The sequence below is a fragment of the Sporichthya brevicatena genome, from assembly GCF_039525035.1.
Taxonomy (GTDB): Bacteria; Actinomycetota; Actinomycetes; order Sporichthyales; family Sporichthyaceae; genus Sporichthya; species Sporichthya brevicatena.
The window spans coordinates 113,865-133,599 of record NZ_BAAAHE010000007.1; the positions used below are offsets into that span (position 1 = coordinate 113,865).

At 69.0% G+C, this 19,735-nt stretch carries 20 protein-coding genes; 13 read left to right on the forward strand and 7 right to left on the reverse strand.

Annotated elements, in window-relative coordinates; translation table 11 throughout:
• Positions 1–17: 17 nt before the first annotated feature.
• Entirely contained in the window at positions 18–1,235 is a 1,218-nt protein-coding gene (locus tag ABD401_RS03650; RefSeq protein ID WP_344601699.1) for a cytochrome P450, read from the reverse strand.
• A 40-nt stretch (positions 1,236–1,275) separates the two neighbouring features.
• Entirely contained in the window at positions 1,276–2,430 is a 1,155-nt protein-coding gene (locus ABD401_RS03655; protein WP_344601701.1) for an LLM class flavin-dependent oxidoreductase, read from the reverse strand.
• 143 nt (positions 2,431–2,573) lie between these two features.
• Here ABD401_RS03655 and ABD401_RS03660 point away from each other — a divergent pair, with 143 nt between their 5' ends.
• From ABD401_RS03660 to ABD401_RS03675, 4 genes are all read left to right on the forward strand, one after another.
• Positions 2,574–3,398: an amidohydrolase family protein gene (locus ABD401_RS03660; protein ID WP_344601703.1), complete on the forward strand. Its 825-nt coding sequence runs from the start codon at positions 2,574–2,576 to the stop codon at positions 3,396–3,398.
• Positions 3,399–3,428: 30 nt separating this feature from the next.
• Complete coding sequence (locus tag ABD401_RS03665; RefSeq protein WP_344601705.1) at positions 3,429–4,070, forward strand: TetR/AcrR family transcriptional regulator; 642 nt, start codon at positions 3,429–3,431, stop codon at positions 4,068–4,070.
• Between the two features lie 74 nt (positions 4,071–4,144).
• A complete protein-coding gene (locus tag ABD401_RS03670; RefSeq protein WP_344601707.1) occupies positions 4,145–4,957 on the forward strand; it encodes an SDR family NAD(P)-dependent oxidoreductase in 813 nt (270 codons plus the stop codon).
• Between the two features lie 3 nt (positions 4,958–4,960).
• On the forward strand, positions 4,961–6,271 hold the full coding sequence (locus ABD401_RS03675) for an amidohydrolase family protein (RefSeq protein ID WP_344601709.1): 1,311 nt from the start codon (positions 4,961–4,963) through the stop codon (positions 6,269–6,271).
• Positions 6,272–6,356: 85 nt separating this feature from the next.
• Here ABD401_RS03675 and ABD401_RS03680 read toward each other — a convergent pair whose 3' ends face one another.
• From ABD401_RS03680 to ABD401_RS03690, 3 genes are all read right to left on the reverse strand, one after another.
• On the reverse strand, positions 6,357–7,421 hold the full coding sequence (locus ABD401_RS03680) for a hypothetical protein (RefSeq protein WP_344601711.1): 1,065 nt from the start codon (positions 7,419–7,421) through the stop codon (positions 6,357–6,359).
• 142 nt (positions 7,422–7,563) lie between these two features.
• Positions 7,564–8,130, reverse strand: coding sequence for a DoxX family protein (locus tag ABD401_RS03685; RefSeq protein WP_344601713.1), 567 nt, complete (start codon positions 8,128–8,130; stop codon positions 7,564–7,566).
• A 25-nt stretch (positions 8,131–8,155) separates the two neighbouring features.
• Positions 8,156–9,244: an LLM class flavin-dependent oxidoreductase gene (locus tag ABD401_RS03690; protein WP_344601715.1), complete on the reverse strand. Its 1,089-nt coding sequence runs from the start codon at positions 9,242–9,244 to the stop codon at positions 8,156–8,158.
• 153 nt (positions 9,245–9,397) lie between these two features.
• Between ABD401_RS03690 and ABD401_RS03695 the strand changes: the two genes are divergently transcribed.
• Positions 9,398–10,780, forward strand: a complete 1,383-nt coding sequence (locus ABD401_RS03695; RefSeq protein ID WP_344601717.1) for an MmgE/PrpD family protein — start codon at positions 9,398–9,400, stop codon at positions 10,778–10,780.
• Positions 10,781–10,787: 7 nt separating this feature from the next.
• On the opposite strand, the gene ABD401_RS03700 is transcribed toward ABD401_RS03695, so the two are convergent.
• Positions 10,788–11,219, reverse strand: a complete 432-nt coding sequence (locus ABD401_RS03700) for an SRPBCC family protein (protein ID WP_344601720.1) — start codon at positions 11,217–11,219, stop codon at positions 10,788–10,790.
• Between the two features lie 51 nt (positions 11,220–11,270).
• Here ABD401_RS03700 and ABD401_RS03705 point away from each other — a divergent pair, with 51 nt between their 5' ends.
• Genes ABD401_RS03705 through ABD401_RS03715 form a run of 3 tightly spaced genes read left to right on the forward strand, consistent with a single transcriptional unit; the run spans position 11,271 to position 13,060 of the window.
• Positions 11,271–12,110 (forward strand): SDR family NAD(P)-dependent oxidoreductase, encoded by an 840-nt coding sequence (locus ABD401_RS03705; RefSeq protein WP_344601723.1) that lies wholly within the window; start codon positions 11,271–11,273, stop codon positions 12,108–12,110.
• A gap of 48 nt (positions 12,111–12,158) precedes the next feature.
• Positions 12,159–12,383: a histone-like nucleoid-structuring protein Lsr2 gene (locus ABD401_RS03710; RefSeq protein ID WP_344601726.1), complete on the forward strand. Its 225-nt coding sequence runs from the start codon at positions 12,159–12,161 to the stop codon at positions 12,381–12,383.
• A 32-nt stretch (positions 12,384–12,415) separates the two neighbouring features.
• Entirely contained in the window at positions 12,416–13,060 is a 645-nt protein-coding gene (locus ABD401_RS03715) for a nitroreductase family protein (protein ID WP_344601728.1), read from the forward strand.
• Between the two features lie 11 nt (positions 13,061–13,071).
• Here ABD401_RS03715 and ABD401_RS03720 read toward each other — a convergent pair whose 3' ends face one another.
• The gene (locus tag ABD401_RS03720; protein ID WP_344601731.1) at positions 13,072–13,902 is read right to left on the reverse strand and encodes an alpha/beta fold hydrolase; all 831 of its coding nucleotides are present in this window, start codon (positions 13,900–13,902) and stop codon (positions 13,072–13,074) included.
• Positions 13,903–14,120: 218 nt separating this feature from the next.
• Here ABD401_RS03720 and ABD401_RS03725 point away from each other — a divergent pair, with 218 nt between their 5' ends.
• The 5 genes from ABD401_RS03725 to ABD401_RS03745 are packed head-to-tail and all read left to right on the forward strand — an operon-like array spanning position 14,121 to position 19,735.
• Complete coding sequence (locus ABD401_RS03725) at positions 14,121–15,566, forward strand: ABC transporter substrate-binding protein (protein WP_344601733.1); 1,446 nt, start codon at positions 14,121–14,123, stop codon at positions 15,564–15,566.
• A complete protein-coding gene (locus tag ABD401_RS03730) occupies positions 15,557–16,960 on the forward strand; it encodes a hypothetical protein (protein ID WP_344601735.1) in 1,404 nt (467 codons plus the stop codon). The genes ABD401_RS03725 and ABD401_RS03730 overlap by 10 nt, the downstream gene beginning before the upstream one ends.
• Complete coding sequence (locus tag ABD401_RS03735) at positions 16,948–17,259, forward strand: hypothetical protein (RefSeq protein WP_344601738.1); 312 nt, start codon at positions 16,948–16,950, stop codon at positions 17,257–17,259. Before ABD401_RS03730 ends, ABD401_RS03735 begins: the two co-directional genes overlap by 13 nt.
• 3 nt (positions 17,260–17,262) lie before the next feature.
• A complete protein-coding gene (locus ABD401_RS03740; RefSeq protein ID WP_344601740.1) occupies positions 17,263–17,802 on the forward strand; it encodes a hypothetical protein in 540 nt (179 codons plus the stop codon).
• The gene (locus ABD401_RS03745) at positions 17,795–19,735 is read left to right on the forward strand and encodes a branched-chain amino acid ABC transporter permease (protein WP_344601742.1); all 1,941 of its coding nucleotides are present in this window, start codon (positions 17,795–17,797) and stop codon (positions 19,733–19,735) included. Before ABD401_RS03740 ends, ABD401_RS03745 begins: the two co-directional genes overlap by 8 nt.

A 19,735-nucleotide genomic window follows, 5' to 3' on the forward strand; every position in this document is an offset into this window, starting at 1 on the left:
CGAGCTCCTTGAAGGTCTTACGGGATGTCAGCTGCCTTGCCGGGGGTGAAGGTCACGGGCAGCGTCGCGACCGAGCGCACGCCCTGGACGTTGCGGAACGTCACGCCGTCGGTGTCGACGACGTAGTCCGGGATCGCGCCCAGGACCTCGTCGACGACGATGCTCATCTCGAGCCGCGCGAGGCCGGCGCCCTGGCACTTGTGGATGCCCGTGCTGAACGCGACGTGGCGGTTGCGCTCACGGCGGATGTCGAACGTGTCCGGGTCGGTGAACGCGGCGTCGTCGAGGTTCGCGGACGCGTAGATGACCACGACGCGGTCGCCCGCGTGAATCTGGGCGCCGCCGAGCTCGGTGTCCTGCGTCGCCACGCGGGAGAGGTGGAGGACGGGCGAGTCGATGCGCAGGCCCTCCTCGATCGCGCCACGCAGCAGCGTGCGGTCGGCGATCAGGGCGTCGCGCTGGTCGGGGTTGAGGCCGAGACGGTAGAGCAGGTACGTCACGCCGCCGACGGTGGTCTCGTGCCCGGCGATGAGGAAGAAGAAGGCCAGGCCCAGCTCCTCCTCGGGCGTGAGCGGCCGGCCGTCCATCGTGGACTGGACCAGGTCGGTCAGCAGATCGTCCTGCGGCTCGGTCTTGCGGGCCTGCAGGTGCTTCATCAGGTAGCCGACGAGCTCGCCACCGATGGCGGCGTTCTCGTCCGCCAATTCCGGCCGCTCGGCCGTGTAGAGCATCCGGTCGGTGATCTCGACGAACCAGCCGGCGTCCGACTGCGGGAAGCCCATCATCTCGGCGATGACGTTGGCGGGGACGTGAACGGCGAGGTCCTTCGCCAGGTCGGCCCTGCCGGTCTCGACGAAAGACCGCAGCCGCTCGCGGGTGACCGCCCGGATCGAGGTCTCCAGTCGTGACAGCGCGCGCGAGGTGAAGAACGGGGCCGCCATGCGGCGATACTTCGCGTGCTCCGGCGGGTCAGCCTCGCTCGGGGGGAGCGGGTACGGGAACCCGGTCGGCGGGAACGGCGTGCCCTGCGTCGAGGTGTAGAGCTCGGGGCTCTCGACGACCTGGACCACATCGGCGTAACGGCTGACGACCCAGTGCCCGCCGTGATTGTCCGACCAGGTGGGTGGGCCCTTGCGCAGTTCGGCCCACACCGCCTGAGGGTCGGCCCGGACCCGCGGGTCGGAGAAGTCGAAGTTCTCCACCAGGGAGGAGACCGGGCACTTCGAAGTCGTCATGACATTCCTCTCCGTCGAGGTTGTCCGGGTGGGGCGGCGGTCAGACCCAGGTGCCGTCGGGCGCCTTGGTGGAGAAGCGCGGCGCGACCTTCTCCATGAACTCGTACAGCTCTTCCTCGTTCTCCTCGGGGTCCAGGTGACCCTGGCCGAACTGGAGCCACATCTCGCTGAAGCCCAGGCGCTTGTGGGCGTCCTCGATCTGACGCGACACCTCGTCGGCGTCGCCGATCAGGCAGTTGGCGTAGCCCTGGCCGAAGGGGAGGAAGAACTCGTGCCAGTACCAGTCGTGCTCGGCCTTCTTGTGCTCAAGCTTCTTCTTGTCGCTGCCGAGCATCAGCACACCGCCCCAGGCGGCCGCGTCCTCGCGCTGGACGTCGCGGCCCGCGGCGGCGGCGGTGTTCATGTACCGCGTCCAGAGGGCCTCGCAGAACTCCATCTGGTTCGCCATCACGATCGGCTTGCCGCCCTCGCGGGCCCACATGTCGATCGTGCGCATCGAGTGCGCGAACGCGCCGTACAGCGGCGGGTGCGGGTCCTGGTAGCAGCGCGGCGCGATGCCGATCTCGTGCACCATGCCGTCCTCGCCCATGCCGGCGCCGTACTTCTCGTAGGCGGGGTGCCCCGTGAGGCCGGTCTCCGGCGGGAACTGCCAGTACTTGCCCTTGTGCGAGAAGATCGAGTTGAGCCAGGCCTTCTTCACGATGCCGACGCACTCTTCGAAGATCTCGCGGTTCATCGTGTCGACCTCGCCGCGCGCCTTGGCGTCCTGCGGGGTGGTCGCGTTCGCGCCGCGGACCGAGGCGTAGGAGCCGACCCAGCGGGACTGGTAGCCGCGGGTGAAGCCGACGTTGAGCCGACCGCCGAGCATGTGGTCCAGCGTTGCGATCTCCTCGGCCGCGCGGACCGGGTTGTGCGTGGTGAGCACGTAGCCGAGCGTCGACACGCGCATGCGCTGGGCGTGCATGCCGACGAAGAGGCTGAACATGCCCGGGTGGTTGGTGACCTCGAACCCCTCCAGCTGGAGGTGGTGCTCGTTGTGGCCGTAGCTCGCGTAGCCGAGCTCGTCGGCCAGCTTCACGTAGCCGCGGATCTCTTCGAGGTAGCGCTGGTACAGGACCTTTTTCTGGCCCGCCATGCCCTGCTTGATCTCGTGCTGACGCCCGATCATGCCCGGCTGGATGAGGTGGAACTTCATGTCGGACCTCCGATGGCCGCGGCGGGATGGGGGTGGTTGACGTCCACGATGCTCCCGGCGGAACCGCGCTGTCAACTCTCGCGTTGAAAAATCCCACGCACGCGTTGATTGGGTCCGGCGGAGACGGTTAGCCTCGGGGGACCATGACGACATCGGAACCCCTCCCGCTGCCCTCCGGGGTGGTCGACGCGTGGATCAACCCGAATCTGGGCGCCCTGACCAACGCCGCCACCGCGTTGTTCCCCGACCTGGCCGCGCGCATGGAGCGCGGGACCACCCTCGAGCAGTTGATCGACGAGATGGACGCGGCCGGGGTCGCGAAGGGCGTCCTCTGCTCGGGTTACGCCGGCGACGGGGACCGCGAGTGGTGCGTCAGGGCGCGGGACCGGTACCCCGAGCGGTTCGCACTCTCGCACGTCGTCGACCCTCGGGAGGGGATGGCGGCGGTCCGTCTCGTCGAGGAGTTGGTCACCGGGGAGGGGCACCGGCTGATCCGGCTGCTCGGGCTCCAGACCCAGCTGTACTACAACGACCCGGCGTACTACCCGATCTACGCGAAGTGCGTCGAGCTCGGCGTGCCGGTCAGTGTCAACGTCGGGTTCCCCGGACCGCACGTCCCGAGCAAATACCAGGACCCGCTGCCGGTCGACGACGTCTGTGCGTTCTTCCCCGACCTGAAGATCGTGCTCGCGCACGGCGGCGAGCCGTGGGTCGACGTCTGCGTGAAGCTGATGGTGAAGTGGCCGAACGTGTCCTGGATGAGTTCGGCGATCGCCCCGAAGCACATCCCGGCGGCGATCCTGCAGTACGCGAACACCCGGGGGGCCGACCGGATCATGTGGGCAAGTGACTACCCGTTGCTCACTCACGAACGATGTCTGGCCGAGGCGGTGCGGCTGCCGTTCCGGGACGCGGCGAAGCTCGAGAGGTTCCTCTCACTCAACGCCTCGGCGATGTTCTTCGCCTGACCGTGACGAGCCGTGAGGTAACTTTCGACCATGGGGCGTAGCGCAATCGAAGCCCGGCGTCGTGCCGCGCTGGAAGAGGGGAACGTCGGGTATCTCGCCCGTCGCCAGGAGATCATTCAGGCCGCGAAGAATGTCTTCCGTGAGCGTGGTTTCGAGGCGACCTTGCGCGACGTGGCCGAGGTTCTCGGCACCGACCGGGCCTCGCTCTACTACTACGTCGGCAGCAAGGACGAACTGCTGCAGGAGATCGTCCGCGAGGCGCTGGCCCGCGACATCGCGGCGGCCAAGGCCGTGCAGAAGAGTAAGGCGAGTACGCCGGACAAGATCCGTGAGCTGATCCTGTCGATGGTGAAGTCCTACTCGGACAACTACCCCCACATGAACGTCAACACCGAGGACCTGCGGCGGTACTCGCACGAGAAGAGCGACTGGGCCGTCGAGGTCATCACGCAGACGCGTGAGTACGAGGCCATCGTGATGTCGATCCTCAACAAGGGGCGGACCGAGAAGACGCTGCGGCGCGACCTGCCCGTGAACGTCTCCGCGCTCGCGCTGTTCGGGATGATCAACTGGATGCACCGCTGGTACCGGCCGACCTACCCGGTCGCGCCGGAGGAGATCGCACGGACGTTCGCAGAGATCTATCTGTCGGGGTACGCCGCCACCGAATAACCGCGTCAACGCTGGTATGGAAATCTTCAACGCGTGCGTTGACGAGAACTTCCGGGCGGGCGTAGCGTGGCGGCATGACGACGTCGCTGGGGCTCGAAGGCAAGCGTGCTCTGATCATCGGGGGCGCCGGCCCCGGTAACGGCGGGGCCTCCACACGCGCTCTCGCTGCCGCCGGGGCGTCGGTGGCGATCGCGGACTACAACGAGGGGGCCGCGAAGACCCTCGCCGACGAGCTCGCGGCCACCGGGATCGCGGCGGTCGGCCTCGGCGTCGACGTCCGGAACGACGCGGACTCCGACGGCATCGTCGACCGCGCCGCTGCCGAACTGGGTGGGCTCGACGTGGTCGTCACCGTCGTCGGCGGGCACACGCTGTTCGCGCCGTGGGCGCGACTCGGGGACACCCCCGACTCCGACTGGGACCTCATCCTGACGATGAACCTCGGCTACGTCATGCGCGTGACGCGCGCGGCCGTGCGTCTCCTCGAGGCGCAGGGGACCGGCGGCTCGATCGTCGCGGTCGGGTCCATCTCGGGCGAGGTCAGCAGCCCGTACGCCGCGGCCTACGGCGCCGCGAAGGCCGGCGTGGTCAGCCTCGCGAAGTCGGTCGCGCTGGAGTACGCGCGCGACGGGATCCGCATGAACGTCGTCGCGCTCGGCGCGACCGTCTCCGACGCGAACCGCGAGCTGAGCGCGCAGGGGATCGCGATGCAGGACTCGATCCCCGTGGGCCGCTTCGGCAACAACGTCGAGATCGCCAACGCCGTCGTCTTTCTGGCGTCCCCGGCGTCGAGCTACATCACCGGCACAACGCTCTTCGTGGACGGGGGAGTGTCGCAGCGCTTCCCGCTCCGCGTTCCGAACGCACCTACTCACGTGGCGGGCTGAATCATGAGCGAGTTCACCAACGACGCAGAGCGCACCCTCATCGTTTCCTCCGACGGCCACGCGGTGGCCGTGATGCCGGAGTACGGGCAGTACATTCCGGCGTCCCATCGTGAGGACTTCGCCGAGTTCTGCGAGGTGTTCGCCCGGGAGGGCGCGCGCACCGTCGACCCGGCCAGCCTCCGCAACCGGCTCGACGAGGAACTCGTCGCCGACTGGATCGAGAACGTCATCGACCCCGGCCGCCTCGCCGGCCAGACCGACCCCCACCAGCGCGTCAAGGAGCTCGACGCGGAGGGCATCGCGGCCGAGGTGATCTTCCCGGACTTCGGCCTGCCCTGGGAGCTGCACCCGCCGCTGAAGGCCGCGATCATCGGGTACTCGCGCAGCCCGGAGAAGATCGAGATCGCGAACAAGGCGCACAACCGCTGGCTCGCGGACTTCTGCGCCGAGTACCCCGACCGTCTCGGTGGCCTGGCCGTCGTCAGCTTCGCCGACGTCGAGGACACCGTCGCCGAGATCCGCTGGGCCAAGGAGCATGGCCTCGTCGGCATCGTGCTGCCGACGCTGCCGGACACGACGCCGTTCTTCGATCGTGCCTTCGACCCGATCTGGGACGCGCTCGAGGAGCTCGAGATGCCGGCGGCGAGCCACACGGCGATCTCCGCGGTCACGACGTACATGCCGACCGGGTCGCTGATGAAGGTTCCGCACCCCGCGTGCGCGGTGCCGATCATGACCGCGCAGGCCTACTTCTTCACCCAGCAGATCCTGAACCACATGGTCTGGGGCGGCGTCTTCGAGCGCCACCCGAACCTGCGGCTGTCGCTGACCGAGCAGGGCACCGGCTGGGTCGTCAGCGCGCTGGCCGGCATGGACTACTCGTGGGAGAGCAGCTACCTGCGACGCGACGTCCGCGAGATCGTGAAGCGCAAGCCGTCGGAGTACTTCGCCCGTCAGGTATTCCTCGGGTCGTCGCTGTTCTCCCGCGCCGAGGCCGAGGCCGAGGCGCGCCACGCCATCGGCGTCGACAAGATCTGCATCGGCATGGACTACCCGCACCACGAGGGCACCTGGGGCGCCGGGCCGGGCACCACCGAGTACCTGCGCGCGACCCTCGGCGCCGCCGGCGTCGCCCCCGCCGAGGCCCGCCGGATGCTCGGCGAGAACGCCGCCGACCTCTGGGGCTTCGACCGCTCCGCCCTTGCCGACATCGCGTCCCGCATCGGCCCCGACATGACCGAGCTCCTCACGCCCCCGACCGAGGACCACTTCCCCCGGGGCGACGTCCACAAGCCGCTCGCCACCGCCTTCTGACCGCGCCGGCCTGGGTCGGGCCGGTGTGAAAAAAAGGGTGACACCCCTTACTGCGCAGTAAGAGGTGTCACCCTTTCTTCACACGTCAGGCGGCAGCCTTGGCGAACGCGGCGAGGAGCCGGGCGAGGAAGCCGGCCGGGTCGTCGCGGAGTTCCCGCCACGTCGTCCGGACGACGATGTAGCCGGCGCGGCGAAGGCGAGCCTCGCGGGCCTCCTGCCGACGCATCGCCTCGCGCGGGTCCCCGCACCAGGGGTCGGTGTACTTGAGGTAGCCGTCGACCTCGACGACGACGCGGAACGCGCGGAAGAACAGGTCGACCCGGCCGATCAGACCGAACGCGTCGAAGAGCTCGACCTGGAGTTCGGGGCGCGGGACCTGCTCCTCCTGCGCGCAGACCCAACGGGCGAGCGACTCGGCGGCCGACTCGGAGAGTCCGTCGGCGAACGCGAGGATGTCCAGCGCCTTCTGACCGTTCGTCCAGGCGGAGCAGAACGTTGCGACCGTCCGCAACTCGTCGCGGGGGACGCCGAGATGCAGTGCGCCGTCCGCGGCGATGAGGCCGTCGACCTCGGAGTCCTCGCGCATCAGGTCGACCGCGGTTCGGGCCGTCGTCGTCAGCGGGACGCCGCGGTCGACGACGACGTGCTCCGCCGGGAGCGTGGCCGGCCGGACCTCGACGCCGTTGCGCGACGTGCGGCGCCCGCGGTCGGCGCTGACCAGGTCGACGTGCCGAGGTCCTTCGCCGCGCCGAATCGCGGCGATCTCGGCGACGACCGCCCGGCTCTCCGGCGTCAGGTCCCGCAGGTCATCCACCTCTGCGGCGGCGGCCGCCGTGAGCGCCGGCGGTGCGAACGGAAGACCGTGGAGGAAGGCCGCGGTGCGATGTCCACCGACGAGGGTGGACGTCGGGGAGTCGGGGTTCCATCCCCGGATGAGCAGGGCGCCGGCGAGCTCGATGCGATGGCGTCCGCGGTCGTCTGCCTGGTCCCACCACCCCTGGAGGGTGTAGATGCCGTGCCGGAGTTCCCGCCAGATGCGGGAGGAGACCAGATCTCGGCGTTCGCGGGTGGCGACGCCGGCACGTTCGGCCTGGATCGCGCTGAAGACCAAGGCCTGGTTCTGGGCGAGGGTGAGGAGTCGTGGCTTCATACGCCGCAGTGTCGACTCGCCGACCCACCGGTCCGGTCTTCCCTGTGGACGACTTCCGACGTGCGTGGCCTGTGGAAAAGAAAGGGTGACACCCCTTACTGCGTAGTAAGGGGTGTCACCCTTTCTTGACGGAGCGGGGGCGTCAGGAGGCCGAGGAGTCGGCGTCGGCGTCGGCGTCGGCGTCCTTGGTGACGGGGCGCCAGCTGGTGGCGAGGAGGGCGACGGCGCCGGCGACGCCGAGGACTCCGGCGATCAGGCCGCCGGTGCGGCCGACGAGGCCGGCGTCGGTCGGGTCGTCGTAGTCGATGATCCCGAACGAGGAGTCCAGGGAGATGCCGCCGGGGCCGAGGATGCCGAGCGCGAGGGCGACGACGCCGATGACGAGGACGTACTCGTAACCGTCCCGGAAGATGAAGAAGCCGTTGGGGCGGTGGGCGGCCCAGCCGGCGACGCACATCGTGCCGATGACCGAGGCGCAGGCGAACGGGGTGAAGAACCCGAGGATTAGGGCGGCACCCGCGGCGAGTTCGCCCCAGCCACTCATCAGGGCATGCGCCTTCGCGGGCTTGAACCCGAGCGAGGCGAACCAGCGGGCGGTGCCCTCGACCCCGCCGGCACCCCACAGGTGGTTCTTGCCGTGCAGAATCATGACGACGCCGAGGGTCACCCGGACGAGCAGCAGTGCGAAGTCGAACGCGCCTTCAGTCATGTCGGCATTCTCCCCGTCGAGCGAATCAGCTGAACGCGGGGATGACCTCTTCGCCGAACAGGCGGATCGAGTCCATGGTGTGCTCGTGCGGCATGTCCTTGTACTGCATGAAGCACAGCAGGCGGTCGACACCGATGGCCTCGTAGTGCTTGGCCATCTTGATGCAGCGCTCGGGGTCCCCGACGACGATCATGTCCTTGCTGTCGAGGTAGTCGTAGGTGAACTTGTCGTAGTCCACGCCGACGAAGCGCTGGTAGTGCTCGTAGGAGCTGCCGTCGCCCATGATCGGCAGCAGTGAGGTCAGCAGCTCGATCTGGTCGTGCTGGTACCGCATGACGCCGGCCTCGGCGCGCTCGCGCGCGAGCTCCATCGTCGGGGCGCAGTGGGTCATCGCGAAGACCGCGGTCTGGTTGTTGACGTACTTGCCGATCGGCGTCGCGTTCTTGATGGTGTCGCGGTAGAGCTGAATGCGACGTGCGAGCTCCTCGATCGACAGCGCGAGGGTGAACGAGAGGAGCCCGAGACCCAGACGGCCGGCGATCTCGTGCGACTCGGCGCTGGTGCACGACATCCACAGCGGCGGGTGCGGGGTCTGCAGCGGCTTGGGCACCATCGTGCGCGGCGGCTGGTTGAAGTACTTGCCCGAGTGCTCGACGACCGGCTCGGTCCAGGCCTTGAGGATGAGCTCGAGCGACTCCTCCCACATGCCCCGCGTCTCCTTGGGGTCGATGTTGAAGCCGCCGAGCTCGGCGAGCGTCGCCGAGCGGCCGGTGCCGAACTCCAGCCGACCCTGCGAGAGCAGGTCGAGGGTCGCCGCCTGCTCGGCCGCGCGGATCGGGTGGTTGTACGGGTACGGCAGCAGCCGGACGCCGTGGCCGATGCGCATCGTCGTCGTGTTCGCGGCCGCCCAGGTGAGCAGCACCTCCGGCGCGGAGGCGTGGGAGAACGACTCCAGGAAGTGGTGCTCGACGGAGAAGATCGACTTGAAGCCCACCGACTCGGCGAACTTGATCTGCTCCTGCATCTCCAGGAAGTGACGCGATTCGTCTTCGCGGGAAATTCCGAAAGGCATTTGCCACTCGTACAAGAGGCCGAATTCCACCGCGATCTCCATCTACTCGATCTGGGAAACAGGTGCCGTGAGCTCAAAAGTAGGCCCACCCAACCCCTCTGTCAACTTCGACGTTGACGTTGTATTTGCTGGCTAGGCGGCCTCTGGCAACACGGGCGTTGACCGCCCGGAAGCCCGCGACTACCGTTTGCGGGCATGACTGCCTCCGTCGAAACCGAGCGCCGAAGCGACATCACCACCACGCTCAGTGAGTACCTGGTCGGGCTGCAGTTCGCCGACCTGCCGGCTGAGGCGGTCGAGGTGGGGAAGATCTTCACGCTCGAATGCGTGGGCCACATGGTCAACGCGCACCCGCAGCCGGTCAGCCGGATGCTCGTGCGGTACGCCCGGGACCTGGGCGCGACCGCGCAGGCGGCCGTTCTCGGCGGCGGATTTCGGACCTCGGTCGCCGAGGCCGCCTACGTCAACGGCTCCCTCGCGCACGCGGACGAGCTCGAGTCCTACGGCACGCTGCCCGGCAGTGGCCTGATCCCGCCGATCGCGGCCGGCCTCGCGGTCGGCGAGTTCCGCAACCGCAGCGGCCGGGACTACCTGACCGCGCTCGTCGCGGGCGTGGAGATGCAGGGCCGCCTGGGGACAGCCGGCATCGGTGCGTGTGACCGCGGTTTCATGGGGATCTCGCTGGTCGGCCCGGCCGGCGCCGCGGTGACCGCCGGCCGGCTGTACGACCTGACGGTGGAGCAGATGCGGCACGCGCTGGGCACCGCCCTGCCGCTCGGCAACGGCAGCACCCGCGGCTGCGGCTCGATGGCGCACGTCCATGAGGCCGGGGTCCCGGCCCGCACGGGCGTCTTCGCCGCCCAGCTCGCCGCCGACGGTTTCACCGCCTGCGACAACTACCTGGACGGTGCCTACTCCTGGGGCGAGCAGTTCGCCGCCGGTGGCGCGCGCCCCTACGTCGAGGAGAAGTTGACGGAGGGTCTGGGTGAGTCCCTGTTCCTCCTCACCGCCGGCGTCGCGCCGAAGCAGTACGGCTCGTGCGGCCTCACGCACCAGACGATCCACGGCACGATCGACATCCTGCGTTCCGAGGGCATCGGTCCCGACGACATCGCGACCGTCGACCTGCACATCCCCGCCTGGGCGGACCGCATCGCACCCTACCGCGACCCGATCAACGGTGAGCAGGCGAAGTTCAGCATCCGGCACGGGGTGGCCGGACTGCTCGTCGAGGGCATCCCGGAGCTGCCGTACACCAGCGCGTTCACCGACGAGGCGTCGCGGGACCCGCGCTACGTGGCCGCTCGCGAGCGCGTCCGGATCCACGTCGACGACAGCGCCAGCGTCCGCGCGTTCGCGGACCAGACCGTCGTCGTGACCACGCGGGACGGCCGGACGGTCACTCGCGTCGTCCCGAGCCTGACGGCCTCGCTGCCTTCCCTCGACGAACGCATCGCGATGGTGGAGCGCACCCTGCGCCGCCTCCCGGCGGAGAACGTCAAGCGCCTGATCGACGTCGTCCTGCACCTGGAGGACCACGACCTCGCCGAGGTCGCCGAGCTCGCGCTCGGAGGCTGACGCGCCCTCAGGTCCGTTCTGCGTGGGCGATCAACGCCGACGCCAGCCGGCTGACCCCGGCCTTGAGGAACGCCCGGACCGGACGCCCGCTGCCCGGCCAGGCCCGGTGGAAGGTCGTGGTCCACACGATGTCGGTGCCGCCGTCGGGGCGCGCGGTCAGGTGGACGTCGGCCCGGTGGTCGCGCATCGGGATCACCGAGCACACCGAGTAGGCGTGGTGCGCCGGTGCGGTCTCGGACAGCACCGCCTCCCGCACCGTGACCGGCCCGATCCGCATCAGACGCACCGGCGGGTTCGCGCCCGGCTCCCAGTCGACGCGCTTCAGGCCGCGGAACCAGGTGGGCCACCCCGGGGCGTCGGAGAGCAGCGCGAACAGTCGCTCCGGGGGCGCGCTCGAGGTCCGGCGGATCTCGAAACTCAGAACGGATTGATCGGTCACGGAATTAACACTAGCGTTGACGGGAGCGGACGAACAGGAAGAGGGACGGTCATGGGAGTTCTGGACGGTCAGGTCGCCATCGTCACCGGTGGTGCGCGCGGACAGGGGCGCTCCCACGCGATCGCGCTCGCTCGGGAGGGTGCCGCCGTCGTCGTGGCCGACATCGCGGCCGACATGCCGACGATCGACTACCCGCTCGCGACGCCGGCCGAGCTGGAGGAGACGGTCCGGCTCGTCGAGAAGGAGGACCGGCGCGCGCTCGGTCTGCAGGCCGACCTGCGGAACACCGCCGCGGTCCAGGGCGTCGTCGACGCGACGCTGGCCGAGTTCGGCCGGATCGACATCCTGGTCGCCAACCACGGCGTCATCAACTACGGGACGGTCGAGAACACCACCGACGAGATGTGGGAGACCGTTCTCGCCACGAACATCACGGGCTACTTCAAGATGATGCGCGCCGTGATCCCCACGATGCGCGCGCAGAACTACGGTCGCATCGTCTGCACCGCGTCGTTCGGTGCCCGCGGCGGGTTCCCGAACCTGCCGGCGTACACGGCGGCGAAGTGGGGCGTCATCGGCCTCGCGAAGGGCACGGCGCTCGAGGTCCAGAACAGCGGCATCACCATCAACGTCGTCGCCCCGGCGGCGGTCGGGACCGGGCTGTTCCTCAACCAGCCGACCTACAACCTGTTCTGCCCGGACATCGAGAACCCGACCCGCGACGACTTCGAGGCCCGCCTGGTCCAGAACAACGCCGGCCTGAACGGACGGCGGTACCTGGACCCCGAGCACGTCACGCGCGCCGTGATGTTCCACGTCACCGACGTCGACGGAGTTATGACGGGTCAGGTCACGGACGTCGGGCTGGGGGCCTCCGCCTTGCGGTGGTAACGGCCCTCACCGCCCTAGAATCCCCCGCAGTGGCGGAGGAGGTCTCGGGTGGCGCGCAGGACGGTGAAGGCGCTCCAGGACGACCTGACCGGAGGACCGGCCGACGAGACCGTGCGCTTCTCGCTGGACGGGATCGACTACGAGATCGATCTGTCGGCGAAGAACGCCGAGCGCCTGCGTAGCGATCTCGACCTGTATGTCGCCGCGGCTCGCCGGGTCCGCGCGAACTCGCTGCTGCGGGAGGCGGGCCGCTACCGGAGCCGGGCGGGCTGACGGCGCCTCGGCGCGTGCGGGATGCTGACGGCATGAGCCAGTTGGATCTCGCCGTCACGGACGAACTGCTCGCCACCACGCGCAGCATCCGCAGGAAGCTGGACCTGGAGCGGCCCGTCGACCTCGCGCTGGTCGACCAGTGCATCGAGCTCAGCCTGCAGGCTCCGACCGGCAGCAACGCGCAGGGGTGGCGCTGGCTGGTCGTCACCGACGAGAAGCTCCGGGCCGGGCTCGCCGATATCTACCGCCGCGGCTCGGCGACCTACTTCGCCAAGCAGGCCGAGGCCCTCGCCGGCGACAAGGGCAGCCAGAACGCGAAGGTCTACAGCAGCGCGCAGTACCTGGTCGACGTGCTGCACCGCGTCCCGGTCCACGTCATCCCGTGCGTCCGCGGCCGGCTCTCGGACAACGCCTTCGCGAACGCGTCGATGTACGGCTCGATCCTGCCGGCGGTGTGGAGCTTCATGCTCGCGGCGCGGGCCCGGAACCTCGGCACGGTCTTCACGACCCTGCACCTCAACCTGGAGGCCGAGGCGGCCGAGCTCCTCGGCATCCCGCCGAAGTTCCTGCAGATGGGGCTCATCCCCGTCGCCCACACCGATCCGTCGGTGTTCAGGCCGGTGAGCCGGCAGCCGCTCGACACCGTCCGGTTCGTCGATCGCTGGCCGACGGACTGACCGACGCTCCGTCAGAAGGCGAGCGCCTCCACCGCGGCGGTCGCGATCTCACCCGGGCGCTCGAACGGGCCGAAGTGCGTCGTCCCGCGGTGCACGACGAGCCGGGCGGTCGGCAGGGTGTCCGCGAGGATGCGGGCGCTGCGGGCCGCGCGGATCTGGTCCGGCTCGGTGCCGACCGCGACGGTCACGGGCACGGCCACGTCGATGACGCCGGTGCGCTCCGCGCCCGAGGCGTAGCAGGCCGCCTCGGTCTCCGGGGCGCAGCGCAACTCGACGCTGCCGTCCTCGGTCTCCCGGAAGCCGTGGTCGAGGAACGCCCGCAGACTCTCGTCGGCCCACCCGGCGAAGGTCGGCGTCTGGCGCAGTCGCTCGCCCGCGAGCCCGCGGGACGAGAACCGGGACATCCGACGTCGCGTCCGCGCGACGAAGGCCGTGGGGTCCGGCCGCTCGTCCGTGTCCGCCAGCAACGCGGGCTCGAAGACGTACGCCGCCCGCACCGTACCCGGCCACCGGGTCTCCGCGATCAGCGCCGCCGCGGCTCCCATCGAGTGCCCGAACACCGCCACCCCGGACGGGTCGAGCGTCGTCGCCACGGCGTGGACGTCCTCCGCCATCCGGTGCCACGAGCAGTCGTTCCCGGGCGCCGGGTCGGACCGGCCGTGACCTCGGAAATCCAGCGCGTACACATGGAACCGGTGCGTCAGCGCCGCCGCCACCGGGGCGTACGCACCTCCGCAGAACCCGGTCGCGTGGCAGATCAGCAGCGGCGGACCGTCCCCACCGAAGTCCTCCACGTGGAGCGTTACGTCGTTCGCCGAACTGATCCGAAGGTCGTCGCGCACGCGCATGACGGTACAAGGGGGCCGGGCGAACCTTCCGCAACGCTCTGACCAGGAACGACGGCGTAGAGCGACCAGGTTCCAAGGGTCGGAACGAGACCCGGCTCACACGGTTCGCGATCCCTAACCTCCTCGGCATGTCGAAGTCGAGTAGTCGGTCCAGGCGGCTCCGCCGTCGCACGACCAACAGATTCCGCAGGCCCCAGCGGGTCGCAGCCGTCGTGGCCGTCGGCATGCTGGTGACGGCCTGCGGCACACGTGTGAGCGACGAACGGCTGACCGCTGCCGGCAGCCTCGGCGCGGGCGAGCAGGTGGTCCAGGGCGGGGTCCAGTCGGCGGCGACGAGTTCGGACGGCGGTGCCGTGGCCGCGCCCGACGCTCCCGGCGTGACAGCGGGCGCCCCGGCCGCGACGGCCGGACCGAGTGCGACGAAGCCGGGCGCCACCGCCCCAAACCAAACCACCACCGGGACAGCGGCCGCCGCGGGCAAGCCGGCGGCCTCCGCAGGCTCTGGCGCGGCCGCCCCGGGTGCTACGGCTTCCGCCGCCTGCACCAAGACACTCGATCCGATCAGCATCGGCCAGGTCGGCGCATTCAGCGGGTTCCTGGAGCCCACGCTCGGGGGTTACCGACCAGGCCTCGCTGTGTGGGCTGCTGAGGTGAACGCCCGTGGCGGCGTGCAGTGCCATCCGATCCGGCTCTCCCAGCGCGACGACGGCTCCGACCCGGCCCGGACGACTTCGGTCGTTCAGGAACTCGTGAAGAGCCAGAAAGTCGTCGTCATGCTCGCCGGCGACATGCCGATCACCATCGCGGCCTACCGCGCAGCGATGAAGCCGACGGGGATCCCGACGATCGGCGGCGACATGATCACCCCGGACTGGACCCAGGACCCGCTGCTCTACCCGGCCGGCGGAGGCAACTCGATCAACGGATTCGCCGGCGCCCTCAAGGCGGCGGTCGAACACACCGGTAAGAAGAAGTTCGGCCTGGTGCACTGCATCGAGGCGACGATCTGCGGGCTCATTCGCGACAACATCAAGGACATGGCCGCCAAGGCCGGCGCGGAGGTCGTGTCGCAGCAGTCGGCGTCGCTGACCCAGACCGACTTCACCTCGCAGTGCCAGAGCGCGAAGAACGCCGGTGCGGAGCTGATGTTCACTGCCCTTGACACCTCCAGCGTCGCGCGGCTGTTCAAGTCCTGCGCGGCCATCGGATTCCGACCGCCGACAGCGACAAGCGCAATTGCTGTCGGTCCAACCACCGCCTCCGATCCCAACGTCCAGGCTGCAGGTGTCTACCTGAACTCGCAGAACATGCCCTACGTCAACGAGGGCTCGCCGGCGGTTCAGGAGTTCCTGGCTGCCATGAGGAAGTACGCGCCGGGTGTCCGCGTCGACCAGAACGCTCTGGCGGCCTACAGCTCGGGAAAGCTCCTCGAGGCGGCTCTGGCCAAGGTGGCCGAGCAGGCCCGTTCGGGTCCCGTCGACAGTGAGCTGATCATCCGTGGCCTGCATCTCGTCAAGAACGAGACGCTGAATGGCCTCTCCTCCGTGCCGCTGACGTTCAAACCGGGTCCGCACGAGGTGGGCAACTGCTACTTCGTCACGCTGATGGACCGTCGCGGAATCTCGGACCTGACCAAGGGGCGGCCGCAATGTCTGTGACGCGACGCGCCCGGGCCGCGGCGTGGACCGTCGTGGCCATGACGTCCTCGACGGCGCTGGCGCTGTTCACCGGTGCAGGCGTGGCCAAGGCCAACTACGTCGTGCCGACCGGCTCCTACGACGCAACCGCCCAGGCGATCGCCCTGAACGCCACGATCGCGAACCCGAGCATCCCGCTCGGGCTCGTGATCGAGGGGCTCGGCCCGGAGGCGTCCTCGCGGGTGAACTCCAGCGGCACGTCCGACGCCGAGGCGTCCTTCCCCTATCTGGGGCCGGTTGCGCCCGGCCTCATCGGCATTGCGGCCGGCCTGTACGGCCTCCCGTGGCCGGGTTATCCGCTGCAAGCGACGACCAGCGCGGGGGAGGCGCCTAGGACCGTCACGTATCCCGGAATTCGCCTCCACGCAGAGAGTGGCAATGACACGAACGTCGGCTCGGCGTCGGTGTCGGGTCCGGCCGGCGGAGGCACTGCGGACACGCGCATCTCGGTGAACTCCAGCGGTGGCGTCACCGCGGTTGCGGACACCGCGTTGGACGCGGTCAACCTGGGGAACGGTGTCCGACTGGCCGGGGTGCTCTCCACCGCCCGGGTCGTCGCCGACGGCACGACGGGAAAGCTCGTCCGAACATCGTCCTTGAGCATCGGCCGCATCACGGTCCCCGGCTTGGCGATCACCGTCCCGAAGACGACGCCGGGCGCTGCGCCGATCCCCATTCCGCTGCCCGGTGTGCCGCAGCTCCCGGACACGCAATTCCCCACGATCCCCCTGCCGTTCGGCGGTCAGACGCTCCCGGCGCCCGACCTGGGGTTCGTCGACGGGGTCTTCACCATGACGCTGCCCGGGTTCGGAAGTACCGAGTACGCCGTGCCGGCCGCCGCGGTCCTCGAGGCGTTCGAGGCGGCCGGCTTGAACATGTCCTACCAGCCCGCGGAGGCGACTCCGACGGGTGTCACCGGCGCGGCCTTCAACCTGCGCACGGAGTTTCCGGCCCCGCCGGACAACCCGTACGCCTACGGGTCCACCTCGGTCAGCTATTCCGTCGGCAACGTCGCCGCGAACGTCACCTTCAACAAGTTCGCCCCGGAGAGTGCAGCGGGTGTCGACGGCGCGGTGCCAGGGTCGGCGGCACCCGACGCCGTCGGAGCTGTCCCGGACCTCGACCCGGTCGACGCGGCCGGCTTGCCGGCCACCGTCCCGGGCCTCGTGCCCGCCGTTACCGGCGGGGTGCCGGTAGACCAGGCGGCACCGGTCAACGTCGCCCGGCTACTGCCGGTGCACGAGTCGATCGATCTCACCAGTTACTACGTCGCCCTGTTCGTCGTGGCGCTCGCCGCTCTGGCTGCGATGACGATCCTGCGGTTGTTGGGAGTGCGTTCGCTATGGAGCTCATGACACTCGTCCGGGCGCAGTGGGATCGCGGGCTCGCGATTCTGTTCGTCCTCATCGGGTTGGCGATGCTGCTGGTCGGGTGGGTCGGCGTCAGCGGCGCGGAGGTGGTCGTCAAGCAGTTGCCGTACGTGATGTCGCTCGGCATCACCGGCGTGGTGATGGTCGCGATCGGGGCGGTGCTGTGGGTGTCGGCCGACTTGCGGGACCAGTGGCGTGAACTGCGGCTGGTTCGCCTCAGTTTGCGCGAGCTCAGCGGCATCTCGGACCTGGCGACGCCCACCGCGGCCCACCGTAAGGCCTGACTGATGACGACGACTTCCTTCGTGGAGCTGCCGGCGGGCGCGCTTCGCATGCCGGTCTCGCGGACCAACGACCTGGTCCTCGATGTAGCCGACCCGGCCTCGCCGTGGCGCCGGCGGGATCTTGCGATCAGCGGCCTGCTCCTCGGCGCCGGGCTCGTGGGCATCTTCGCCTGCTGGTTCACCGGGTCCGGCGAGCTGACCTACACCGACCAGGTGCCGTGGCTGGTGAACAGCGTTCTGTGCGGGGTCGTCAGCGTTCTCGGGCTGGTGTACTGGCTGGTCCGCGGCTTCCGTCAGGTGAATCTGATGCAGCGTGATGTTCAACGCTGGCTGGTGCCGTGGGTGACCGAACAGCACGCCGCGCTGCGTACCGGCGACGCCGTGCCCATTTCCGCAGGAACCCTGGTCTCGGCACCGACGATGACGCGCGTGCACCACGCGCACTGCCCGATGGTGCGCGGCAAGAGCGGCGTTGCCGCGGTGACCGAGGATGAGATCCGCGAGCGCGGCCTGACCCAGTGCGGGGCGTGCCACCGTGGCTGAGTATCTGCCGTTCATCATTTTCGGTCTGATCACCGGGTGCATCTACGGCATCTCGGCCATGGGCCTGGTTCTGACGTACAAAACATCGGGCGTCTTCAACGTCGCGCACGGGGCTACCAGCGCCGTCGGCGCGTACATCTTCTACGAGCTTCGCCAGGAACACGGCATCGCTTGGCCGATCGCGGCCGTGGTGGCGGTGCTGATCTTCGGTCCGATCTCCGGCCTTCTCCTGGAGCGCATGGCCGCCTCGTTGGCGGGTGTCACGGTCACCTACAAGATCGTCGCGACTGTCGGGGTGTTCATCTGCATCCAGGCGGGCATCGGCCTGATCTACGGGTCGAACTCCACCTTCGTGTTCCAGCCCTTCCTGTCGCAGGAGGAGGCATTCGCGGTCGAAGGCGTGTCGGTCACCTACGACAACGTCCTCGACATGCTCTTCGGCATCGCTCTGGCGGTCGGTCTCTGGCTGCTGTTCACGCGAACCCGCCTCGGGGTCAGCATGCGTGGTGTTGTTGACGACCCGGCGCTGCTCGACATGACCGGTGAGGCGCCCACAAAGGTCCGACGCCGCGCATGGATGATCGGCTCGACCCTGACCGCGGTGTCGGGAGTTCTCTTTGCGGCCGCCCAGCAGCAGCTGGACATCAGTGTGCTCTCGCTGCTCGTCGTCCAGGCGTTCGGCGCGGCGGCGCTCGCGCGCTTCACCAGCCTGCCGCTCGCCTTCGTCGGTGGACTCGTGGTCGGGCTCGTGCAGAAGATTGTCGCCAAGGAGGTCGCCGAGTACCCGGGTCTCCAAGGTCTGGACCTGAACGTTCCGTTCATCATCCTGTTCCTGACTCTGCTGATCGTGCCGCGGCACAAGCTCGTCGAGGTCGGCCGGCCGATCAAGATGCGTCCGCCGCGCCCGAGTCGGCTGTCGATGCAGACGCGCTCGGTCGGCTGGGGAGCTGTCGCCGTCGTCGCCCTCGTCGTGCCGCACGTCGCAGGCTCACACCTGATTGCCTGGAACCAGGCGGCGAGCCAGGTGGTGCTCTTCCTCTCGCTGGGACTTCTCGTCCGGACGTCGGGACAGATCTCGTTGTGCCACATCGCGTTCGCGGCGATCGGGGCGTGCGCCTTCGGGCACTCGGTGACAAGTGGGATGCCCTGGGCCGCGGCGGTGCTCTGGGGCGGGCTGGTCGTCGTCCCGGTCGCGGCGTTCATCGCCGTGCCGGCCATTCGGCTCTCCGGCCTGTACCTGGCGCTCGCCACCCTGGGCTTCGGCATTTTCGTCGCGCAGTTCGCGTACGGCAAGTCGTACATGTTCGGCTACGGCAACCTGGAGACGCGTCGGCCGACCGGGTTCGACGTGGGCAACGACGTGCGCTTCTACTATCTCTTACTCGCGATCGCGGTCGCGGCCATCGGCTTGATCCTCGTGATCGAGCGTTCGCGTCTGGGTCGGTTGCTCCGAGGGATGGCCGACTCCCCGACCGCCCTCTCGACGTTGGGGGTCAACCTCAACATGTCGCGTGTCATTGTCTTCTGCATCTCCGGCTTTCTCGCCGGTGTCAGCGGCGCGACGTACGCATCACTGTTCGGCTCGGTCAACCAGGAAAGCTTTGGCTACTTCCAGTCCTTGCTCGTACTCGCCGTGCTTGCGATTTCCGGCAGTCGCACGGTGCCGGCCGCGATCGTCGGCCCGGTTCTGCTTTACGTCGTTCCGAACTACCTCAACGACGCCCGGATGATCTATCTGCTTCAGTTCGCCTTCGGCCTTTTCGCCATCCTCGCGGCCGCGGCGTCCCAGGGTGGCATCTCGAAACTCATCGGTCGTCTGAACGTGAAGTCTGCCGAGCGTCTGGTCGGCCCGCTGGCCGATCGGCTGGAGTTGGCGCGACAACCTCGTGCGACGACGCGGCAACCGGCGACCAGCGGGATGACGGGAAGTTGA